This is a genomic window from Catellatospora tritici (genome assembly GCF_019083965.1).
Classification (GTDB): Bacteria; Actinomycetota; Actinomycetes; order Mycobacteriales; family Micromonosporaceae; genus Catellatospora; species Catellatospora tritici.
Genome location: NZ_JAHRCY010000027.1, coordinates 59,432 through 74,989, shown reverse-complemented (window position 1 = coordinate 74,989; position 15,558 = coordinate 59,432). Strand labels below are relative to the sequence as shown.

Sequence of the window (15,558 nt, the reverse complement as noted above, 5' to 3'; positions counted from 1 at the left end):
CCTCGGTTCAGCGGCGGCGCCCCGCACCGCGGCGCGGCACGGGATGCACGTTCGCAGGCAGCGTCTCACGCTGCTGGCTCTCGTCCCACTTGGCGTAGGCGTCAACGATCTCGCCGACCAGGCGGTGGCGCACCACGTCCGAGCTCGACAGCCGGGAGAAGTGCACGTCCTCGAGGCCGTCGAGGATCTCCTGCACCACCCGCAGGCCGCTGCGCTGGTCACCCGGCAGGTCGACCTGGGTCACGTCGCCGGTGACCACCACCTTGGAGTTGAAGCCGAGGCGGGTGAGGAACATCTTCATCTGCTCGGGCGTGGTGTTCTGGGCCTCGTCCAGGATGATGAAGGCGTCGTTGAGGGTCCGACCGCGCATGTACGCCAGCGGAGCCACCTCGATCGTGCCCTGCGTCATCAGCCGCGGGATCGCCTCGGGGTCCATCATGTCGTGCAGCGCGTCGTAGAGCGGACGCAGGTACGGGTCGATCTTCTCGTTGAGCGTGCCGGGCAGGAAGCCCAGCCGCTCGCCCGCCTCGACCGCCGGCCGGGTCAGGATGATCCGGGTGACCTGCTTGGCCTGCAGGGCCTGCACGGCCTTGGCCATGGCCAGGTAGGTCTTACCGGTGCCGGCGGGCCCGATGCCGAAGACGATCGTGTGCGCGTCGATGGCGTCCACGTACTTCTTCTGGCCCAGGGTCTTGGGGCGGATGGTGCGCCCGCGCCGGGAGAGGATGTTGAGAGTAAGGACCTCAGCGGGCCGTTCGGTGTTGCCCTCATCGGTCAGCATGCCGACGGTGCGTCGGACGGCGTCCTCGGTCAGCGTCTCGCCCTTCTCGATAAGTTCCAGCAGCTCACCGAAGACGCGCTCGGCGAGCGCGTTCTCGGCGGCGGGGCCGGTGATGGTGATTTCGTTGCCCCGCACGTGGATGTCGCTGGCAAGGGCCTTCTCGATGAGCCGGAGCACGCGGTCGCCGGTGCCCAGCAACTGGACCATGTCACTCGGGTCAGGCACGGTGATCTTGGTTTGCACCGCGTGCGGAACCGCGTTGGGAGTGGAAGCGATGCTCATAAGACGGCCGAAAGGCCTCCAGCCACCCGCTCTCTGCGCTCATCAGCGGCTCTTTCCGCCGCCGCTGCTCCCATCGTAGTCGCCACTCCACAGCCCGCCAGTGCTTAAAGCCCCGGGCTCGTCCACGCCGGTCAGGGGTGGCTGGCCCAGACCCCGTCGAAGGACTCCTGGCGGCGGGTGAAGCGGTAGGTCGCCCAGTGCAGCCGGACCACCTCGCCGCGCTCGTCCCGGGTCAGCCGCAGCAGCTCGCCGACCTCCCGGCCCGACACCGTACGCAGCACGTCCGGCTGCCCCGGCACCTGCGCGAACACGCTCGGCGGCAGGTCGGCCGGGTCGTCGGCGCCCGAGGCGGTCAGCGCCCCGTTCCGCCAGCGGAACACCTGCTCGTAACCCTCGCCCCACCAGCGGCCCAGCACCGAGCGCAGCTGCTCGGGGGCGGGCTCACCCGGCGACCACGGCGCGATGTCGGCCGGGTCCTGCGCCAGCGACTCGGCCATCAGCTCGTGCGGCAGGTTCAGGATCTCCGACGCGGTGCCCGAGGAGGCCAGCACGGCGCAGGACATGCCGCCCGGGTTGCCCGCGCCGCCGTGGCGGCCGCAGGTCGCGGCCAGGAAGCCGGGCATGGCGCCGTTGTGGCCCACGTGCATCGCGCGGCCGGACTGCGGCCACAGCATCAGGCCCAGGCCGATGCCCGACCCCCACACGGTCTCGTGCCGCGGGGTCAGCGGCCAGCGGGCCTCCTCCAGCGTCGCGGCGGCCAGCACCCGACCCTGCGGATCCACCGACTTCGGGTCGGCCAGGAACGCCGACCAGGCGGCCATGTCGGCGGCGGTGCTCCACAGCTGCGCCGCGGGCGCCGCCGCCCGGACGTCGACGTTCGGCTCCGGGCGGGCGTGGTCGGAGTACTCGTCGACCAGGTAGCCCACGGCCGCGTGCGCGGGCGCGTCGTACGTGGTCGCCGCCAGCCCCAGCGGGCGGCAGATCCGGTCCGACACCAGCTCCCACCAGCTCCCGCCGAGCCGCTGCTCGGCCACGTGGCCGAGCAGCGCGAAGCCGAGGTTGGAGTAGTGGAACCGACGCGAGGGCGGGTGCACCGCCTCGGCCCCGGCCAGGTCGTCGAGCAGGCCCGGCAGGTCCGGCGGGGCCAGGGTGTCCCAGATGTCGCCGAACGGCTCGCGCTGCAGGCCACCGGTGTGCGACAGCAGCCGCCGGATCGTCATCGCCCCGTGCGCGGGCACCTTGACGTGAGTGCTGATCGGATCGTCAAGGTCGAGCAGGCCCGCGTCGCGGCACTGGAGCACCAGCACCGCGGTGAACGTCTTCGTGATCGACCCGATCCGGAAGGATGTCGCCTCGTCCAGCGGCGCGTCCGGCCTACCGGACGCGCCCACCTGGAACGTCCACACCGGACGGTCCGCGCGCCGCAGCGCCACACTCAGCGCGGGCACCCTGGCCTGCGTCTGCACCTGTCGGACCAGCCGCTCCAGAGCAGCACTCGCGTTCGCCATGCGGCGAGACTACCCGGTGAGGTCCCCGTCCATCTCCACACCGCCGAGCACGTGCGCGTGCGCGTGGAAGACCGTCTGCCCCACCGACGCGCCCGTGTTGAAGATGACCCGGAAGCCGGTGCCGTCCAGGCCCTCGGCCGCGGCCACGTCGGCGACCGTGTTCAGCACCTGCCCGGCCAGCGCCGGATCGGCCGCGCCGAGCGCCACCACGTCGGCGTAGTGCTCCTTGGGGATGACCAGCACATGCACGGGCGCCTTCGGCGCGATGTCACGGAACGCCAGCGTGGTCTCGGTCTCGCGGACCACGGTCGCCGGGATCTCTCCTGCGACGATCCGGCAGAACAGGCAGTCGGGTTGGGTCACGGCACAGATCGTAGGCTGAACCACGTGTCAGCACGAAGAGTCCTGGTGACCGGAGCGTCGCGTGGCGTGGGCCGCGCCGTCGCCGCCGCGTTCGCCGCAGCGGGCGACCGGGTCGCCGTCCACCACCGCGACTCCGCGGACCTCGCCGAGTCGCTGCGGGCCGAACTGCCCGGCTCCGGCCACGTCGTGGTACGCGCCGACCTGGCCGACCCCGACGCCGTCGCCGCGATGGTCGACGCGGCCGCGAACGGGCTGGGCGGCCTCGACGTGCTGGTCAACAACGCCGGACAGGCGTACCCGCATCCGATCACCGACGTGTCGTACGAGCAGTGGCAGCAGACCTGGGCGCGCACGCTGGCGGTGAACCTGACCGGCCCCGCCAACGTCACCTGGTGCGCGGTGCGGCACATGCTGGCCCGGCCCGAGGGCTCCCCGCCCGCCCGGATCGTCAACGTCGGCTCGCGCGGCGCCTACCGGGGCGAGCCGGGGCAGCCCGCGTACGGCGCGGCCAAGGCGGGGCTGCACGCGATGGGCCAGTCCCTCGCGGTCGCCCTGGCCCCGCACGGCATCTCCGTCGCCAGCGTCGCCCCCGGGTACGTCCTGGAGGACCCGTCCAACGCGTCGTACAAGGTGCCGCGCGGTTTCGAGCACGCGGCGCAGTCGCCGTTCCACCGGGTGGCCCGCCCGGACGAGGTAGCCGCCGCCGTCCTCTGGCTCGCCTCCGCCGAGGCCGAATGGGCCTCCGGCGCCGTCCTCGACCTCAACGGCGCCTCCCACCTCCGCTAACCCCGCGCTCCGCTAACCCCGCGCTCCCGAACCCCGCGAGCAAGCCCGCACCCCGCAAGATCGCCCAAGTTGCCGGGCAACAAGATCGCCCAAGTTGCCGGGCAACTGGGGGTAATCGGGTTCAAGATACGCACGATTGCCCGGCAACTTGAGCGATCTTGGCGGGTGCTGGGGCGGCGTTACCAGCGGTTGAGGCGGGCGGACAGGACGCTCAGTGCCGCGACGCCTGCGGTCGAGGTGCGCAGGACGGTCGAGCCCAGCCGGACCGGAACCGCTCCGGCGGCGGTGAAGACGGCGACCTCGGCCGCGTCGATGCCGCCCTCCGGGCCGACCACCAGGACGATCTCGCCGGAGTCGGGCAGCTCGGCGGTGGCCAGGCGTTCGGTGGCCTCCTCGTGCAGCACGTACGCGGCGGCGGCCGCCGACAGGCGCTGGGCCAGTTGCTTGGTGGACACGTCCGGGTCGCCGCCGACCTCGGGCAGCCACGTGCGGCGGGCCTGCTTGGCGGCCTCGCGGGCCACGGCGGCCCACTTCTCACGGGACTTGGCGCCCCGGTCGCCACGCCACTGGGCCACGCTGCGGGCGGCGGCCCAGGGCAGGATCTCGTCGACGCCGACCTCGGTCATCGCCTGTACCGCGAGTTCGCCCCGGTCGCCCTTGGCGATGCCCTGGGCGACGGTGAGGCGGGGGGCCGGCTCGGCGTCGTACGCCCGGCTGGTTATGGCGACGTCGAGCGCGCCCTTGCCGACCGCCGTGACCACCGCGTCGGCCAGGCCGCCGCGCCCGTCGGCGAGCAGCAGCCGCTCGCCGACCCGCAGCCGCTGCACGGTCGCGGCGTGATGCCCTTCAGCACCCCCGAGCGTGTACGACTCCCCGCTCGGCAACTCGTCAACCAGGAACAACGGCGCGCTCACCGGCCCACCCTCCAATGTCGATCAGGAAGCTGTGCCCTCGGCACGCCGCCGAACCGTGCCATAAGTTCATGATCAACGGGAAAGGAGGGGTCAGTGGCCGTTGAAGGCGTCGCGGACTCGGGAGAAGAAGCCGCCCTGTTTGGAGAGTTCGGCGACCTCCTCGCCGCGCAGGCGGGCGAACTCGCGGAGCATGCGTTCCTGCTCGTTGTCGAGCTTGGTGGGGGTTTTGACGTCGAGGTGGACGAAGAGGTCGCCGCGGCCCTGGCCGCGCAGGTGCGGGACGCCCTTGCCACGGATGCGCAGGGTCGAGTTGGGCTGGGTGCCGGGCTTGACCTCCAGCTGCTCCTCGGAGTCGAGCGTCTTGATGGTGAGGCGGGTGCCCAGGGCCGCCGCCGTCATCGGGACGGTGACCTTGCAGTGCAGGTCGTCGGCCTTGCGCGCGTACACGTCGTGGGCGCGCTCGTGGATCTCGACGTACAGGTCGCCGGAGGGGCCGCCGCCGGGGCCGACCTCACCCTGGCCCGCCAGGCGGATGCGCATGCCGTCCTCGACCCCGGCCGGGATCTTCACGGTCAGGCTGCGGCGGGTGCGGACCCGGCCGTCACCGGCGCAGGTCGGGCACGGGTGCGGGATGGTGGTGCCGTAGCCCTGGCAGTTGTTGCACGGGCGCGAGGACACGACCTGGCCCAGGAAGGTGCGCTGCACCGACTGGACCTCGCCGCGGCCGCCGCAGGTGTCACAGGTCTGCGGGTGGGTGCCCGCCGCGGTCCCGGCGCCGGAGCAGGTGGTGCACAGCACGGCGGTGTCGACGGTGATCGGCGCCTCGACCCCGAACGCGGTCTCGACCAGGTCCAGGTCCAGGCGCAGGATCGCGTCGGCGCCCGGCCGGGTGCGCGGACGCGGGCCGCGCGAGCCGCTGCCGCCGAAGAAGGCGTCCATGATGTCCTGGAACCCGACGAACGGACCGCCGGGACCAGCACCGGGACCGGCGCCGCCACCACCGGGGGCCAGCGGGTCGCCACCCAGGTCGACGATCCGGCGCTTCTGGTCGTCGGAGAGCACCTCGTAGGCGTTGTTGATGTCCTTGAACTTCTCCGCCGCGGACGGGTCGGGGTTGACGTCCGGGTGGTACTGCCGGGCCAGCTTGCGGTAGGCCCGCTTGATGTCGTCGGCGTCGGCGTCCTTGGGCACACCCAGAATGCCGTAATAGTCCTTGGCCACGCTGTCCTCAAGCCTCGTTCAACAACACGCTACGGAAAGATACGAGCTACGAAATCTGATCAATTCTGCGCCAGCAGTTCGCCGACGTAGCGTGCCACGGCACGTACGGTGGCGATGGTGCCGGGATAGTCCATCCGGGTCGGTCCGACGACGCCCATGCCGCCGACGACGTTGCTCCCCGGACCGTATCCGGTGCTGACCACCGAGGTCACCCGCAGATCGACGACCTCGTTCTCGTCGCCGATGCGCACCCGGGTGCTGCCCGCCTTCACCTCGTCGAACAGCTTGAGCAGGATGACCTCCTCCTCCAGCGCCTCCAGGATGGGGCGCAGCGAGCCGGTGGCCAGGTCCAGCGGGCCCACCCGGGCCAGGTTGTGCGTGCCCGCCAGCGCGATGCGCTCCTCGTGCCGCTCGACCAGAGTCTCCAACAGCACACTGGCCAGCGCGGTCACCGTCGCCTTGGCCTCCGGCTCGGCCCGTTCGACCAGCCCCTGCACCAGCGGGGGCGTGTCGGCGAGCTTGATCCCGGCCAGGGTCGCGTTGAGCACCTTGCGCAGCTCGGTGATCTCGTCCGGGTCGACCGGCGCGGGGAGCTCGACCGTGCGCTGCTCGACCCGGCCGGTATCGGTGATCATGACGAGGAGCAGCCGGGTGGTGGAGACCGGCACCAGTTCCAGGTGGCGCACCGCCGACCGGGCCAGGCTCGGATACTGCACCACGGCGACCTGGCGGGTGAGCTGGGCGAGCAGCCGGACGGTGCGGTGCACGACGTCGTCGAGGTCGACCGCGCCGATGAGGAACCGCTCGATGGCGCGGCGCTCGGCCGGGGTCAGCGGCTTGACCCGCGACAGCCGGTCCACGAACAGCCGGTAGCCGCGGTCGGTGGGCACCCGCCCGGCCGAGGTGTGCGGCTGGCGGATGTAGCCCTCCTCCTCCAGCACGGCCATGTCGTTGCGCACGGTCGCCGACGACACGCCCAGGGCGTGCCGCTCGACCAGCGCCTTGCTGCCGACAGGCTCCTGCGTGGAGACGTAGTCCTCCACGATCGCGCGCAGGACCTCGAGCTTGCGGTCGTCCAGACCCATCTCTCTCCTCCCGCTGGCACTCGTGGTTGGTGAGTGCCAGTCTACGTGGCCGGGGACCGGGTTGGGATAGGCGTGGTGACGGGTGCGACACCTGCGCCAACCAGACGAAAGGCTCGATCGGTCGAAGCGGGCAGAAGACGGGCCTTACAACGATTGAGCATCCTGGCGGTTGCTGGGTGTCGCCTATCGGTCACGGGTGTTGACTGGCGCCGATTGATCCACAGACCTAGCCTGACGGGCATGAGTGAACCCACCCCGCCTGGTTCCGCCCCCCAGGAGCCGCCGGTGCCGTCGGCTCCGTCCTACGAGCCCCCGGCCCCGGCCGCGCCGCCGTCGGCACCGTACTCGGCGCCTCCGGCTTCGGGCGGCTACACGGCTCCCCCGGCCGGCCCCGCGCCGGTCGGCTACGCCACCGCTGACGACAAGACCTGGGCCCTTATCTCGCACTTCGGCGGCATCGTGCTCGGCTTCATCGCTCCGCTGATCGCGATGGTGGTCAAGGGCAACGAGTCGCCGACCGTGAAGGCGCACGCCGTCGAGGCGCTGAACTTCCAGATCACCGCCACGATCGCGTACATCGTGGCGTGGATCCTGGCGACCTGCTCCTTCGGTCTCCTGTTCTTCATGCCGATCCTCGTGTGGATCGCGGTCGCCGTGTTCTGCGTGCTGGGCGGCATGAAGGCGAACGAGGGGCAGCTGTACCGCTACCCCGCCACGCTGCGCCTGGTGAAGTAAGAACCTCTCACCAGGCCAGCAGGGAGTGGACCACGGCGTCCGCGAGGAGACGGCCGCGTAGCGTCAGCGCTGCGCGGCCGTCCGCGTATCCGGCCTCGGTGAGCAGCCCGTCGGCCAGCGCCCGCGCCGCCGCGTCGCGCCCGGCCGCGTCGAGGCGGGCCAGCGGCAGCCCCTCGACCAGGCGCAACTGCAGCAGCACCTCCTCGGTATGGCGCTGCTCGGCGGTGAGCACCTCCCGACCCAGGCCGGGCGACAGGCCCTCGGCCAGACGGGCGGCGTACCGGCTCGGGTGCTTGACGTTCCACCAGCGCACCCCGCCCACGTGGCTGTGCGCGCCCGGCCCCAGCCCCCACCAGTCGCCGCCGCGCCAGTAGAGCAGGTTGTGCCGGCAGCGCGACGCCTCGTCGGCGGCCCAGTTGGAGACCTCGTACCAGCTCAGCCCGGCCCCGCCCAGCGCCGACTCGGCGGCCAGGTAACGGTCGGCGGCCACGTCGTCGTCCGGGGCGGCCAACTCGCCGCGGCGGATCCGGGTGGCCAGCCGGGTGCCGTCCTCCACGATCAGGGCGTACGCGCTGACGTGGTCCACCCCGGCCCCGACCACCGCCGCCAGCGAGTCGGCGAAGTCCTGCTCGCTCTCCCCCGGCGTGCCGTAGATCAGATCCAGGTTGACGTGCTCGAACCCTGCCGCACGCGCCTCGACGGCGGCGGCCGGGGCCCGGCCCGCCGTGTGTTTACGGTCCAGGATGCGCAGCACCCCGGGCGCGGCCGACTGCATGCCCAGCGAGATCCGGGTGAACCCGGCCGCGCGCAGCTCGCGCAGCGAAGCCGGGTGCACCGACTCCGGGTTGGCCTCGGTGGTCACCTCGGCGTCGGCGGCCAGGCCCCACGTGTCGTCGATCGCGGCCAGCATCCGGCCCAGCTGGTCCGGGCGCAGCAGGGTGGGCGTGCCGCCGCCGACGAACACCGTGTCCACGCGCGGCGGGGCGGGCATCACCTTCGCGGCCAGCGCCAGCTCGGCGAGGACCGCCTCGACGTATCCGTCGGTGTCAGCCCCGCCCAGCTCGGACGCGGTGTACGTGTTGAAGTCGCAGTAACCGCACCGGCTGGCGCAGAACGGCACGTGCAGGTACACGCCGAAGCCGCGCCCGCCGACGTCGGTCAGCGCGGACTCGGGCAACGCACCGTCGTCGGGTACGGGTTCACCATCGGGAAGCTGGGCCACGCCTCTAGTCTGCCAACATGTCGTCACCTGACTCCCCGCTCGTACGGGTCACCCACGCCCGCGGCGTAACCACCATCACGCTCGACAGCCCGCACAACCGCAACGCGCTGTCCCAGCGGCTCATGCGCGAGCTGCTCGATGCCCTGGCCGCGGCCGGTGCCGACGACGCGGTGCGGGTGGTGGTGCTCGACCACACCGGCCCCGTGTTCTGCTCCGGCGCCGACCTGGCCGAGACCGCCGCGGCCGCCGCCTCCGGGCAGATGCCCGCGGCGCTGCTCGGCGACGTCCTCGCGGCCGTGGCGAGCTGCCCGAAGCCGGTGGTGGCGGCGGTGCGCGGCCCGGCCCGCGCGGGCGGCCTGGGGCTGATCGCCGCGGCCGACCTGGCCGTATGCGACCAGGCGGCGACGTTCGCCTTCACCGAGGTACGGCTGGGCGTGGTGCCCGCCCTGATCTCGGCGACGGTGCTGCCCCGGCTGTCGCCCCGCGACGCGGCCCGCTACTACCTGACCGGCGACGTCTTCGCCGGGGCCCGCGCCGCCCAGATGGGCCTGGTCAGCACCGCCGTCCCCGGCGACGAGCTGGACGCCGTGGTCAAGGCCTGGTGCGAGAGCCTGGTCCGGGGCGCCCCCGCCGCGCTGGCCACGACCAAGCAACTGCTGCGCCGCCGCCCCGCCGACACCGTTGAGGCCGAGGTCGCCCACCTGTCGGAGATCTCACTGCGCTTCTTCGGCTCCCCCGAGGGCCGCGAAGGGGTAGCCGCCTTCCGCGAGAAGCGCGACCCCGCCTGGATTCCCCCGGCCTGACGACGATGCTCCGAAGGCGTCCGGTGCCGGCGCAGGCCGCACCGGACGCGCGTCGCTACCGCACTCCCTGCCCACCAAGCGGTACAACTACGCGCAACGGCACCTGAAACGCCATCAAACGGTGACGGCGCTGTGCCACGGACAAATCGGGGGAAGTACGTGCGACAACTAAAAACCTGGCGGTACGGTCTCGGCGCCGCTGCGAGTCTCAGCGCCGCTGCGGTCACCGCGCTGCTCATGGCGGCGCCGGTGGCCGCTGCGGCCGGGAACAACGAGCCGGAGCACAACAACGACAAACCGGCCGCCGCGCTCCACGGGGCCGAGTCGTGGGGCTTCAACAGCGCCGGCCAGCTGGGCAACGGCGCCACCGACGACCGGGACACGGCCACCACCGTGCACATCCCGGAACAGGTCCTCACTGTGGCCGCGGGCGACTCGCACGGCCTGGCCCTACTGGCCAACCACACCGTCAAGGCCTGGGGCTCCAACAGTTCCGGCCAGCTCGGGTATGGCGTGAGCGGCAAGGGAGGACAGGCCGAGCCCGGCACGGTGGCGGGGCTCGGCAACGTAAAGGCCATCGCCGGCGGCGGCGCGCACAGCCTCGCCCTACTGAACAACGGCACGGTGATGGCCTGGGGGCTCAACAACCGAGGCCAGCTCGGCGACGGCACCACGACGAACCGCGACCGGCCGGTCGCGGTGACCGGCCTCGGCGCGGCCAAGGTGACGGCGATCTCCGCCGGCGGCCTGTTCAGCCTCGTCCTGCTGGCCGACGGCACCGTGCGGGCGTTCGGCGACAACTCGGTCGGGCAGCTCGGCATCGGATCGGTCGACACGGACCCGCACCCCACCCCCGTCCCGGTCGTCCTGGGCGGCGCGAAGATCAAGGCCATCGACGCCGGACCGACCCACGGCCTGGCGGTTACCGCCGCCGGCGGGGTCAAGGGTTGGGGAGACAACTCGTCCGGGCAGGTGGGGACTGGTAACCAGGTGACCCCGCAGCCCACCCCCGTCGACGTCGTGGGTCTGGGCGGCGTCAAGGTGAAGGCCGTCTCCGGGGGCGAGGGCTTCAGCCTGGCGCTGCTCACCAACGGCAAGGTCAGGGGCTGGGGCTCGAACGCCGACGGCCAGCTCGGTGACGGCACCTTCGTCTCGCCGCGCCTCACCCCGGTCGAGGCGGTCGGGCTGACGGGCGTAACGGCGATCTCCGCCGGCATCGGCCCGGGCGGAATGGGCCTGGCGCACAGCCTGGCCATCGCCGCGGGCACGGTCAAGGCCTGGGGTCGCAACAGCTTCGGCCAGCTCGGCACCGGGGGACCTACCACCACCAGCATCAACGTGCCGACCACGGTGCGGACCGGCCTGAGCAAGCCGAAGTCGGTGGCGGCCGGGCAGAACTTCAGCCTGGCAAGCTGACCCAGGGCATCACATTCAGGCCCCACCCGTTGCGGGTGGGGCCTGTCTCATGCAGGCGCGAGCGGGCCGGAGCCGGGATTCGCACGTATGGTGGCGGTGAGCCTGCCCGAACCGACGAGCCCCCAGGAGGTCGCGTGCGAGCCCGCCCGGTGCTGACCGTACTGGTGATCCTGGTCGTCGTGTTCGGCGTCGGCGGCTACCTGGCCCGCACCAAGTGGCCTGACGGCCTGGAACTGCCCAAGCTGGGCGCCCCGGAGTGTGTGGTCGAGGCCGACGGGCAGGTCCGGCTGGAGCCGGAGCAGATGGCCAACGCCGCCACGATCGCCGCGGTCGGCATCCGGCGCAACGTGCCCGATCGGGCGGTGACGGTGGCGCTGGCCACCGCGCTGCAGGAGTCGAAGCTGCGCAACCTGGAGCACCTGGGCGGCGGCAACGACCATGACTCGGTCGGGCTCTTCCAGCAGCGGCCCAGCCAGGGCTGGGGCACCGCCGCGCAGATCATGGACCCCCGGTACGCGGCCGACCGGTTCTACCGCAGCCTGGCCCGGATCAGGGGCTGGGAGAAGATGCGGATCACCGAGGCGGCGCAGCGGGTGCAGCGCTCGGCGTACCCGGAGGCGTACGAGAAGTGGGCCGACGAGGCCACAGTGCTGACCAAGGTGCTGACCGGGCAGGTCCCCGGCGGTGTGACCTGCGACACCGACCGTGGTGGGGACGTGGAGATCACCCCGGCCGGGCTGGTCGAGCGGATGAAGCTCGACTTCGGCGCCAAGGCCAAGGGAGTCACCTCGGCCGCAGGGGAGCTGCGCGTGCCCGCCACCACCAGCCGCGCGGGGTGGCAGTTCGCGCACTGGCTGGTGGCCCAGGCGCCCGCGGCGGGTGTCCGAAAGGTCACCTTTGCTGACCGCCAGTGGTCTGCCGAGAACGGGGCGTGGTCGAGCGCCGAGAAAAAGGCCGAACAGGTGGTGGCAGCGGTCCGGCCAGCCGGGTGACGCTGGTGGAGAGCCGGTACGCGAAGCGCCGGGAGGCGCGGATGCGAGTTAGTATCGGCTCTCGTTCGCGAAGTTGGCTCACCCCGGCACGCCACCCCCCAAGTCGCGCGCCTCCGATCGCCACCTTCGTCCGTGCCCAGTATGGAAGGACGTAAGGGGAGGACATGACCATCACCTCTCAGCCTGACACCGCTCAGGACGCGGGCTTCACCCCGATCACCGATGCCGAGCGCAGGGAGTTCCACGAGCGCGGGTATCTGCACCTGCCGGGTGTCGTCAGCGAGGAGCGGGTGGCGGAGCTGCAGGCCGAGGCCGACCGCCTCTACGCCGAGCACCAGTCCGTCGGCCACCTGGACAAGACCGGTTCGCTGCACCTGCTCGGCGCGGTGAGCCACAGCCTGGCCTTCGCCCGCATGCTCGACTACGGTCCGACGTTCCGCTACATCTGGGGCCTGGCCGGCTGGAACATCTACTCCCAGCACAACCACCTCGACGTCAACCCGCCGTACGAGGAGGACGAGACGCCGCGCTGGGAGTGGCACCAGGACGGCTGGCGGCAGAACTCCGACGCGGAGTACTACGCGCCCTTCTACGGCGACATTCCGCGCCCGATGCTCTCGCTCAAGGTCGCGATCGTGCTCAGCGACATCTCCGAGCCCGGCCGGGGCCAGACCCTGTGCATCCCGGGTTCGCACCTGAACAACTCGATGTACCGCCCGACCGACCCGGAGGAGATCGCCAAGGGTCCCGAGGGTGCCGTGCCGTGGCTGGCCAAGCCGGGCGACGCGTTCATCTTCGACCGCCGCCTGTGGCACTCGCGCTCGCGCAACCGTTCGCAGTTCACGCGCCGGATGCTGTTCATGAGCTACACGTACCGCTGGATCCGGCCGGTCGACGACATGCCGATCGACCGCGAGTCGGCATGGTTCGCCGCGCTCACCCCGGTGCAGCGCCAGCTCGTCGGCGAGGCGTTCGGCAAGCTGAAAGTGCAGAACATGTGGGGCGTCGGCGACGGCGGCTGGGTCGACGACACGATCCCGCTGCGCGCCGAGCTCAAGGAGCGGGGCCTGCTGGCCGGTCGGTTCCCCTGCCTGCGCTGCCGTGACACACGGGGGCCGGGAAGCGCCGACCGCGCTTCCCGGCCCCCGTTGCGTTGCGGTCAGTCGAGGAGGTTCTGCTCGCCGGACACGCACTTCCCGGCGACGAAGGCCGGGCTGTTGATGGGCAGTGCCGGGCCGAGCTGGCCGACGATCCCGGAGGTGGCGCACAGCTGCAGCGGCACCAGGTCGATCACCTGGTTGCTCAGCAGCGGGATCAGCGCCGGGGCCTTGCGCCGCTGGATCGCACTGTTGCTGTTGTAGCAGTCGCCGAGCACCGTGGTCGGGGACTGCAGGGCCACCGGCACGCCGGCGATGGCGGCGGTCGAACCGCAGACCTGCGTCGCCAGCGCGTTGAACACCGACCCGCTGCCGATGGAGACCAGGGTCTGCGGAGCCTCTTCATCCTCGTAGCCCTCGTCCGGGGGCCCGGCGATGAGCGTGTTCGCGTTGTAGCAGTTACCCACGACCGTGGCAGGGGACGACGAGGCCACGACAGCGCCCGCGACAGCCAGGTTCGAGCCGCAGACCTGCAACGGCGCCGCGTTGATCGAGGTGTCGTCGAGGATCGAGATCAGCCCCTGCACGCGGTCCTGCCGCAGCAGCACGTTCGCGTTGGCGCAGTCGCCCAGCACGGTGTTCGGCGAGGTCACGGCGATCGCCGCGCCCCCCGCCGCAGACGCGGAACCACATACCTGCCAGGCCAGCGCCGACACCGCGCTGCTGTTGCCGATCGAGATGAGCGGTTGCTGCTTGGGCTGCCGACGCGGTCCGCGAGCGTCCGCGTCGGTGGCCGTGACAGCAGCCGCGCCGACAGCCGCCTTCGCCATCGCGGCGCGGTCAAGGGCATCCTGCTTCAAAGCGGTCGCGGCGGTCCTGATGGGGTCGGCATGTGCCGGTCCCGCCACCGGTGCGGCGGACGCGGCGGATCCGAACACGGCCACCGTTGCGAGCGCTCCGGCAGCGACGATTCCCGCCTTGCCTACCTGCATCGTCACTCCTTCAAGGTCTTTGGTCAGCTGAGGAATGGGGCGGGTCGCTGGCGCGACCCGCCCCATTCGCCTTACCTTGCTCGCCCGCAGCGTCAGCTGATCGCGATGTTGGCGTTGTAGCAGCTGCCGATCACCGTGTTGGGCGAGGTGATCGGGGCCGCGATACCGACACCGGTCCCCGTGGTCGAGCCGCACGCCTGGATGTTCGCGATGCTGATCGCGGTGTTGTTCGCCGCGTACAGCAGCGCCGTCGAGTCCTGCTGGTCGATCTTGATGTTGGCGTTCTTGCAGTCGCCGATCTCCGTGTTCGGCGAGGTGATCGGCAACGAGACGCCGGCGACGAAGGCCGCGGTAGCGCCACAGGCCTGCAGGCTGGCAGTCGCGACGGCGGTGCCGTTCAGCGCCGCGGCCAGACCGAACGGGTCCACGTCCCACGGCGCGTCCCAGCCGCCACCGCGCGCCACCGGCGCCGTCGTCACCGACGCCGACTTGGCCTTCCAGCCGTTGCCGTACCCGCCGGTCTTGCCGTAGGCACCGCCCTTGGCCTTCCAGCCGTAGCCGTCGCCGGTCTTGAGTGCCGAGACCTTCTTCGCCAGGGCCTGGCGGGCGGCCGCGGAGACCGAGGAGCCCTCCGTGCGGGCCGACTCCTTCCACTTGCTGCCGTACCCGTCAGAGTGGTCGTCCCACTTGTCGCCGCCCCACTCGTCCTCGTCCTCGTCGACGATGTCGATGTTGCCGTTGTCGCAGCCGCCGATGACCGTGTTGGGCGAGGTGATCGGGGCCGCGACACCGACAGCGAAGGATGCGGTGGAACCGCACGCCTGCAGCGCCGCCGCGGACACGGCGGTGTTGTTGGCGAGCGCGACCAGGGGCACCTCGTCGGACTGCACCACCCGGAGGTTGCCGTTGGCACAGGCGAGCTTGTCCTTGTCGCCGTAGCCGCCGCGGCCGTGGTCGTCATCCTTGTCCTTGGCGACGAGCGTGTTGGGCGAGGTGATCGGGACCGTCACAGCGGCCACGAACGCCGCGGTGGAACCGCAGCTCTGGATCGGCGCGGTGCTGACGGCCGTGCCGTTGAGGGCGGACAACAGCGCCTGCGGGTCGATGTCCCAGGGGGCGTCCCAGCCACCCTGCCATCCGCCGCGAGCGAGGTTCAGCTGGTTGGCACCGACCATGCGCATGGCGCCGGCCTTGCCCTCGGTCAGCGAGGTGGCCTTGGTCAGCGCAGAGGCGTCCGTGCTGGGCGCCGCAGCGGCAGGAGCCCCCATAATCGCCACGGTAGCGAGAGCGCCCGTGGCGACGACTCCGGCCTTCTTCATCTGCATCGTCACTCCTTGTGCGACTTTGGAACCGGCTCCGCC

General features: G+C 71.6%; 14 protein-coding genes. 6 read left to right on the top strand and 8 right to left on the bottom strand.

Going from position 1 to position 15,558, the window contains the following annotated elements; all coding sequences use genetic code 11:
• Positions 1-7: 7 nt before the first annotated feature.
• The 3 genes from KUA19_RS36745 to KUA19_RS36735 form a co-directional block, all read right to left on the bottom strand.
• Complete coding sequence (locus KUA19_RS36745) at positions 8-1,063, bottom strand: PhoH family protein (RefSeq protein ID WP_217403655.1); 1,056 nt, start codon at positions 1,061-1,063, stop codon at positions 8-10.
• 131 nt (positions 1,064-1,194) lie between these two features.
• On the bottom strand, positions 1,195-2,571 hold the full coding sequence (locus tag KUA19_RS36740; protein WP_217403653.1) for a serine hydrolase domain-containing protein: 1,377 nt from the start codon (positions 2,569-2,571) through the stop codon (positions 1,195-1,197).
• Between the two features lie 9 nt (positions 2,572-2,580).
• On the bottom strand, positions 2,581-2,934 hold the full coding sequence (locus KUA19_RS36735) for a histidine triad nucleotide-binding protein (protein ID WP_217403651.1): 354 nt from the start codon (positions 2,932-2,934) through the stop codon (positions 2,581-2,583).
• 24 nt (positions 2,935-2,958) lie between these two features.
• On the opposite strand from KUA19_RS36735, the gene KUA19_RS36730 reads away from it, so the two are divergent.
• Entirely contained in the window at positions 2,959-3,720 is a 762-nt protein-coding gene (locus KUA19_RS36730; RefSeq protein ID WP_217403649.1) for an SDR family NAD(P)-dependent oxidoreductase, read from the top strand.
• Between the two features lie 179 nt (positions 3,721-3,899).
• Here the strand turns inward: KUA19_RS36730 and KUA19_RS36725 are convergent, their stop codons facing one another.
• The 3 genes from KUA19_RS36725 to hrcA all read right to left on the bottom strand — a co-directional run bounded on the left by KUA19_RS36725 (position 3,900) and on the right by hrcA (position 6,940).
• Entirely contained in the window at positions 3,900-4,634 is a 735-nt protein-coding gene (locus KUA19_RS36725) for a 16S rRNA (uracil(1498)-N(3))-methyltransferase (protein ID WP_217403647.1), read from the bottom strand.
• Between the two features lie 90 nt (positions 4,635-4,724).
• On the bottom strand, positions 4,725-5,855 hold the full coding sequence (dnaJ, locus tag KUA19_RS36720) for a molecular chaperone DnaJ (protein WP_217403645.1): 1,131 nt from the start codon (positions 5,853-5,855) through the stop codon (positions 4,725-4,727).
• 59 nt (positions 5,856-5,914) lie between these two features.
• Positions 5,915-6,940: a heat-inducible transcriptional repressor HrcA gene (gene hrcA / locus KUA19_RS36715; RefSeq protein ID WP_217403643.1), complete on the bottom strand. Its 1,026-nt coding sequence runs from the start codon at positions 6,938-6,940 to the stop codon at positions 5,915-5,917.
• A 240-nt stretch (positions 6,941-7,180) separates the two neighbouring features.
• On the opposite strand from hrcA, the gene KUA19_RS36710 reads away from it, so the two are divergent.
• Positions 7,181-7,675, top strand: coding sequence for a DUF4870 domain-containing protein (locus KUA19_RS36710; RefSeq protein WP_217403641.1), 495 nt, complete (start codon positions 7,181-7,183; stop codon positions 7,673-7,675).
• 7 nt (positions 7,676-7,682) lie between these two features.
• Here the strand turns inward: KUA19_RS36710 and hemW are convergent, their stop codons facing one another.
• The gene (hemW, locus tag KUA19_RS36705; RefSeq protein WP_217403639.1) at positions 7,683-8,897 is read right to left on the bottom strand and encodes a radical SAM family heme chaperone HemW; all 1,215 of its coding nucleotides are present in this window, start codon (positions 8,895-8,897) and stop codon (positions 7,683-7,685) included.
• A 17-nt stretch (positions 8,898-8,914) separates the two neighbouring features.
• Between hemW and KUA19_RS36700 the strand changes: the two genes are divergently transcribed.
• The 4 genes from KUA19_RS36700 to KUA19_RS36685 all read left to right on the top strand — a co-directional run bounded on the left by KUA19_RS36700 (position 8,915) and on the right by KUA19_RS36685 (position 13,469).
• On the top strand, positions 8,915-9,700 hold the full coding sequence (locus tag KUA19_RS36700; protein WP_217403637.1) for an enoyl-CoA hydratase-related protein: 786 nt from the start codon (positions 8,915-8,917) through the stop codon (positions 9,698-9,700).
• 159 nt (positions 9,701-9,859) lie between these two features.
• Complete coding sequence (locus KUA19_RS36695) at positions 9,860-11,116, top strand: RCC1 domain-containing protein (protein WP_217403635.1); 1,257 nt, start codon at positions 9,860-9,862, stop codon at positions 11,114-11,116.
• 134 nt (positions 11,117-11,250) lie between these two features.
• The gene (locus tag KUA19_RS36690) at positions 11,251-12,108 is read left to right on the top strand and encodes a hypothetical protein (RefSeq protein WP_217403633.1); all 858 of its coding nucleotides are present in this window, start codon (positions 11,251-11,253) and stop codon (positions 12,106-12,108) included.
• A 164-nt stretch (positions 12,109-12,272) separates the two neighbouring features.
• A complete protein-coding gene (locus KUA19_RS36685; RefSeq protein ID WP_217403631.1) occupies positions 12,273-13,469 on the top strand; it encodes a phytanoyl-CoA dioxygenase family protein in 1,197 nt (398 codons plus the stop codon).
• Between the two features lie 820 nt (positions 13,470-14,289).
• On the opposite strand, the gene KUA19_RS36680 is transcribed toward KUA19_RS36685, so the two are convergent.
• A complete protein-coding gene (locus KUA19_RS36680; protein ID WP_217403629.1) occupies positions 14,290-15,465 on the bottom strand; it encodes a hypothetical protein in 1,176 nt (391 codons plus the stop codon).
• Positions 15,466-15,558: the final 93 nt, after the last annotated feature.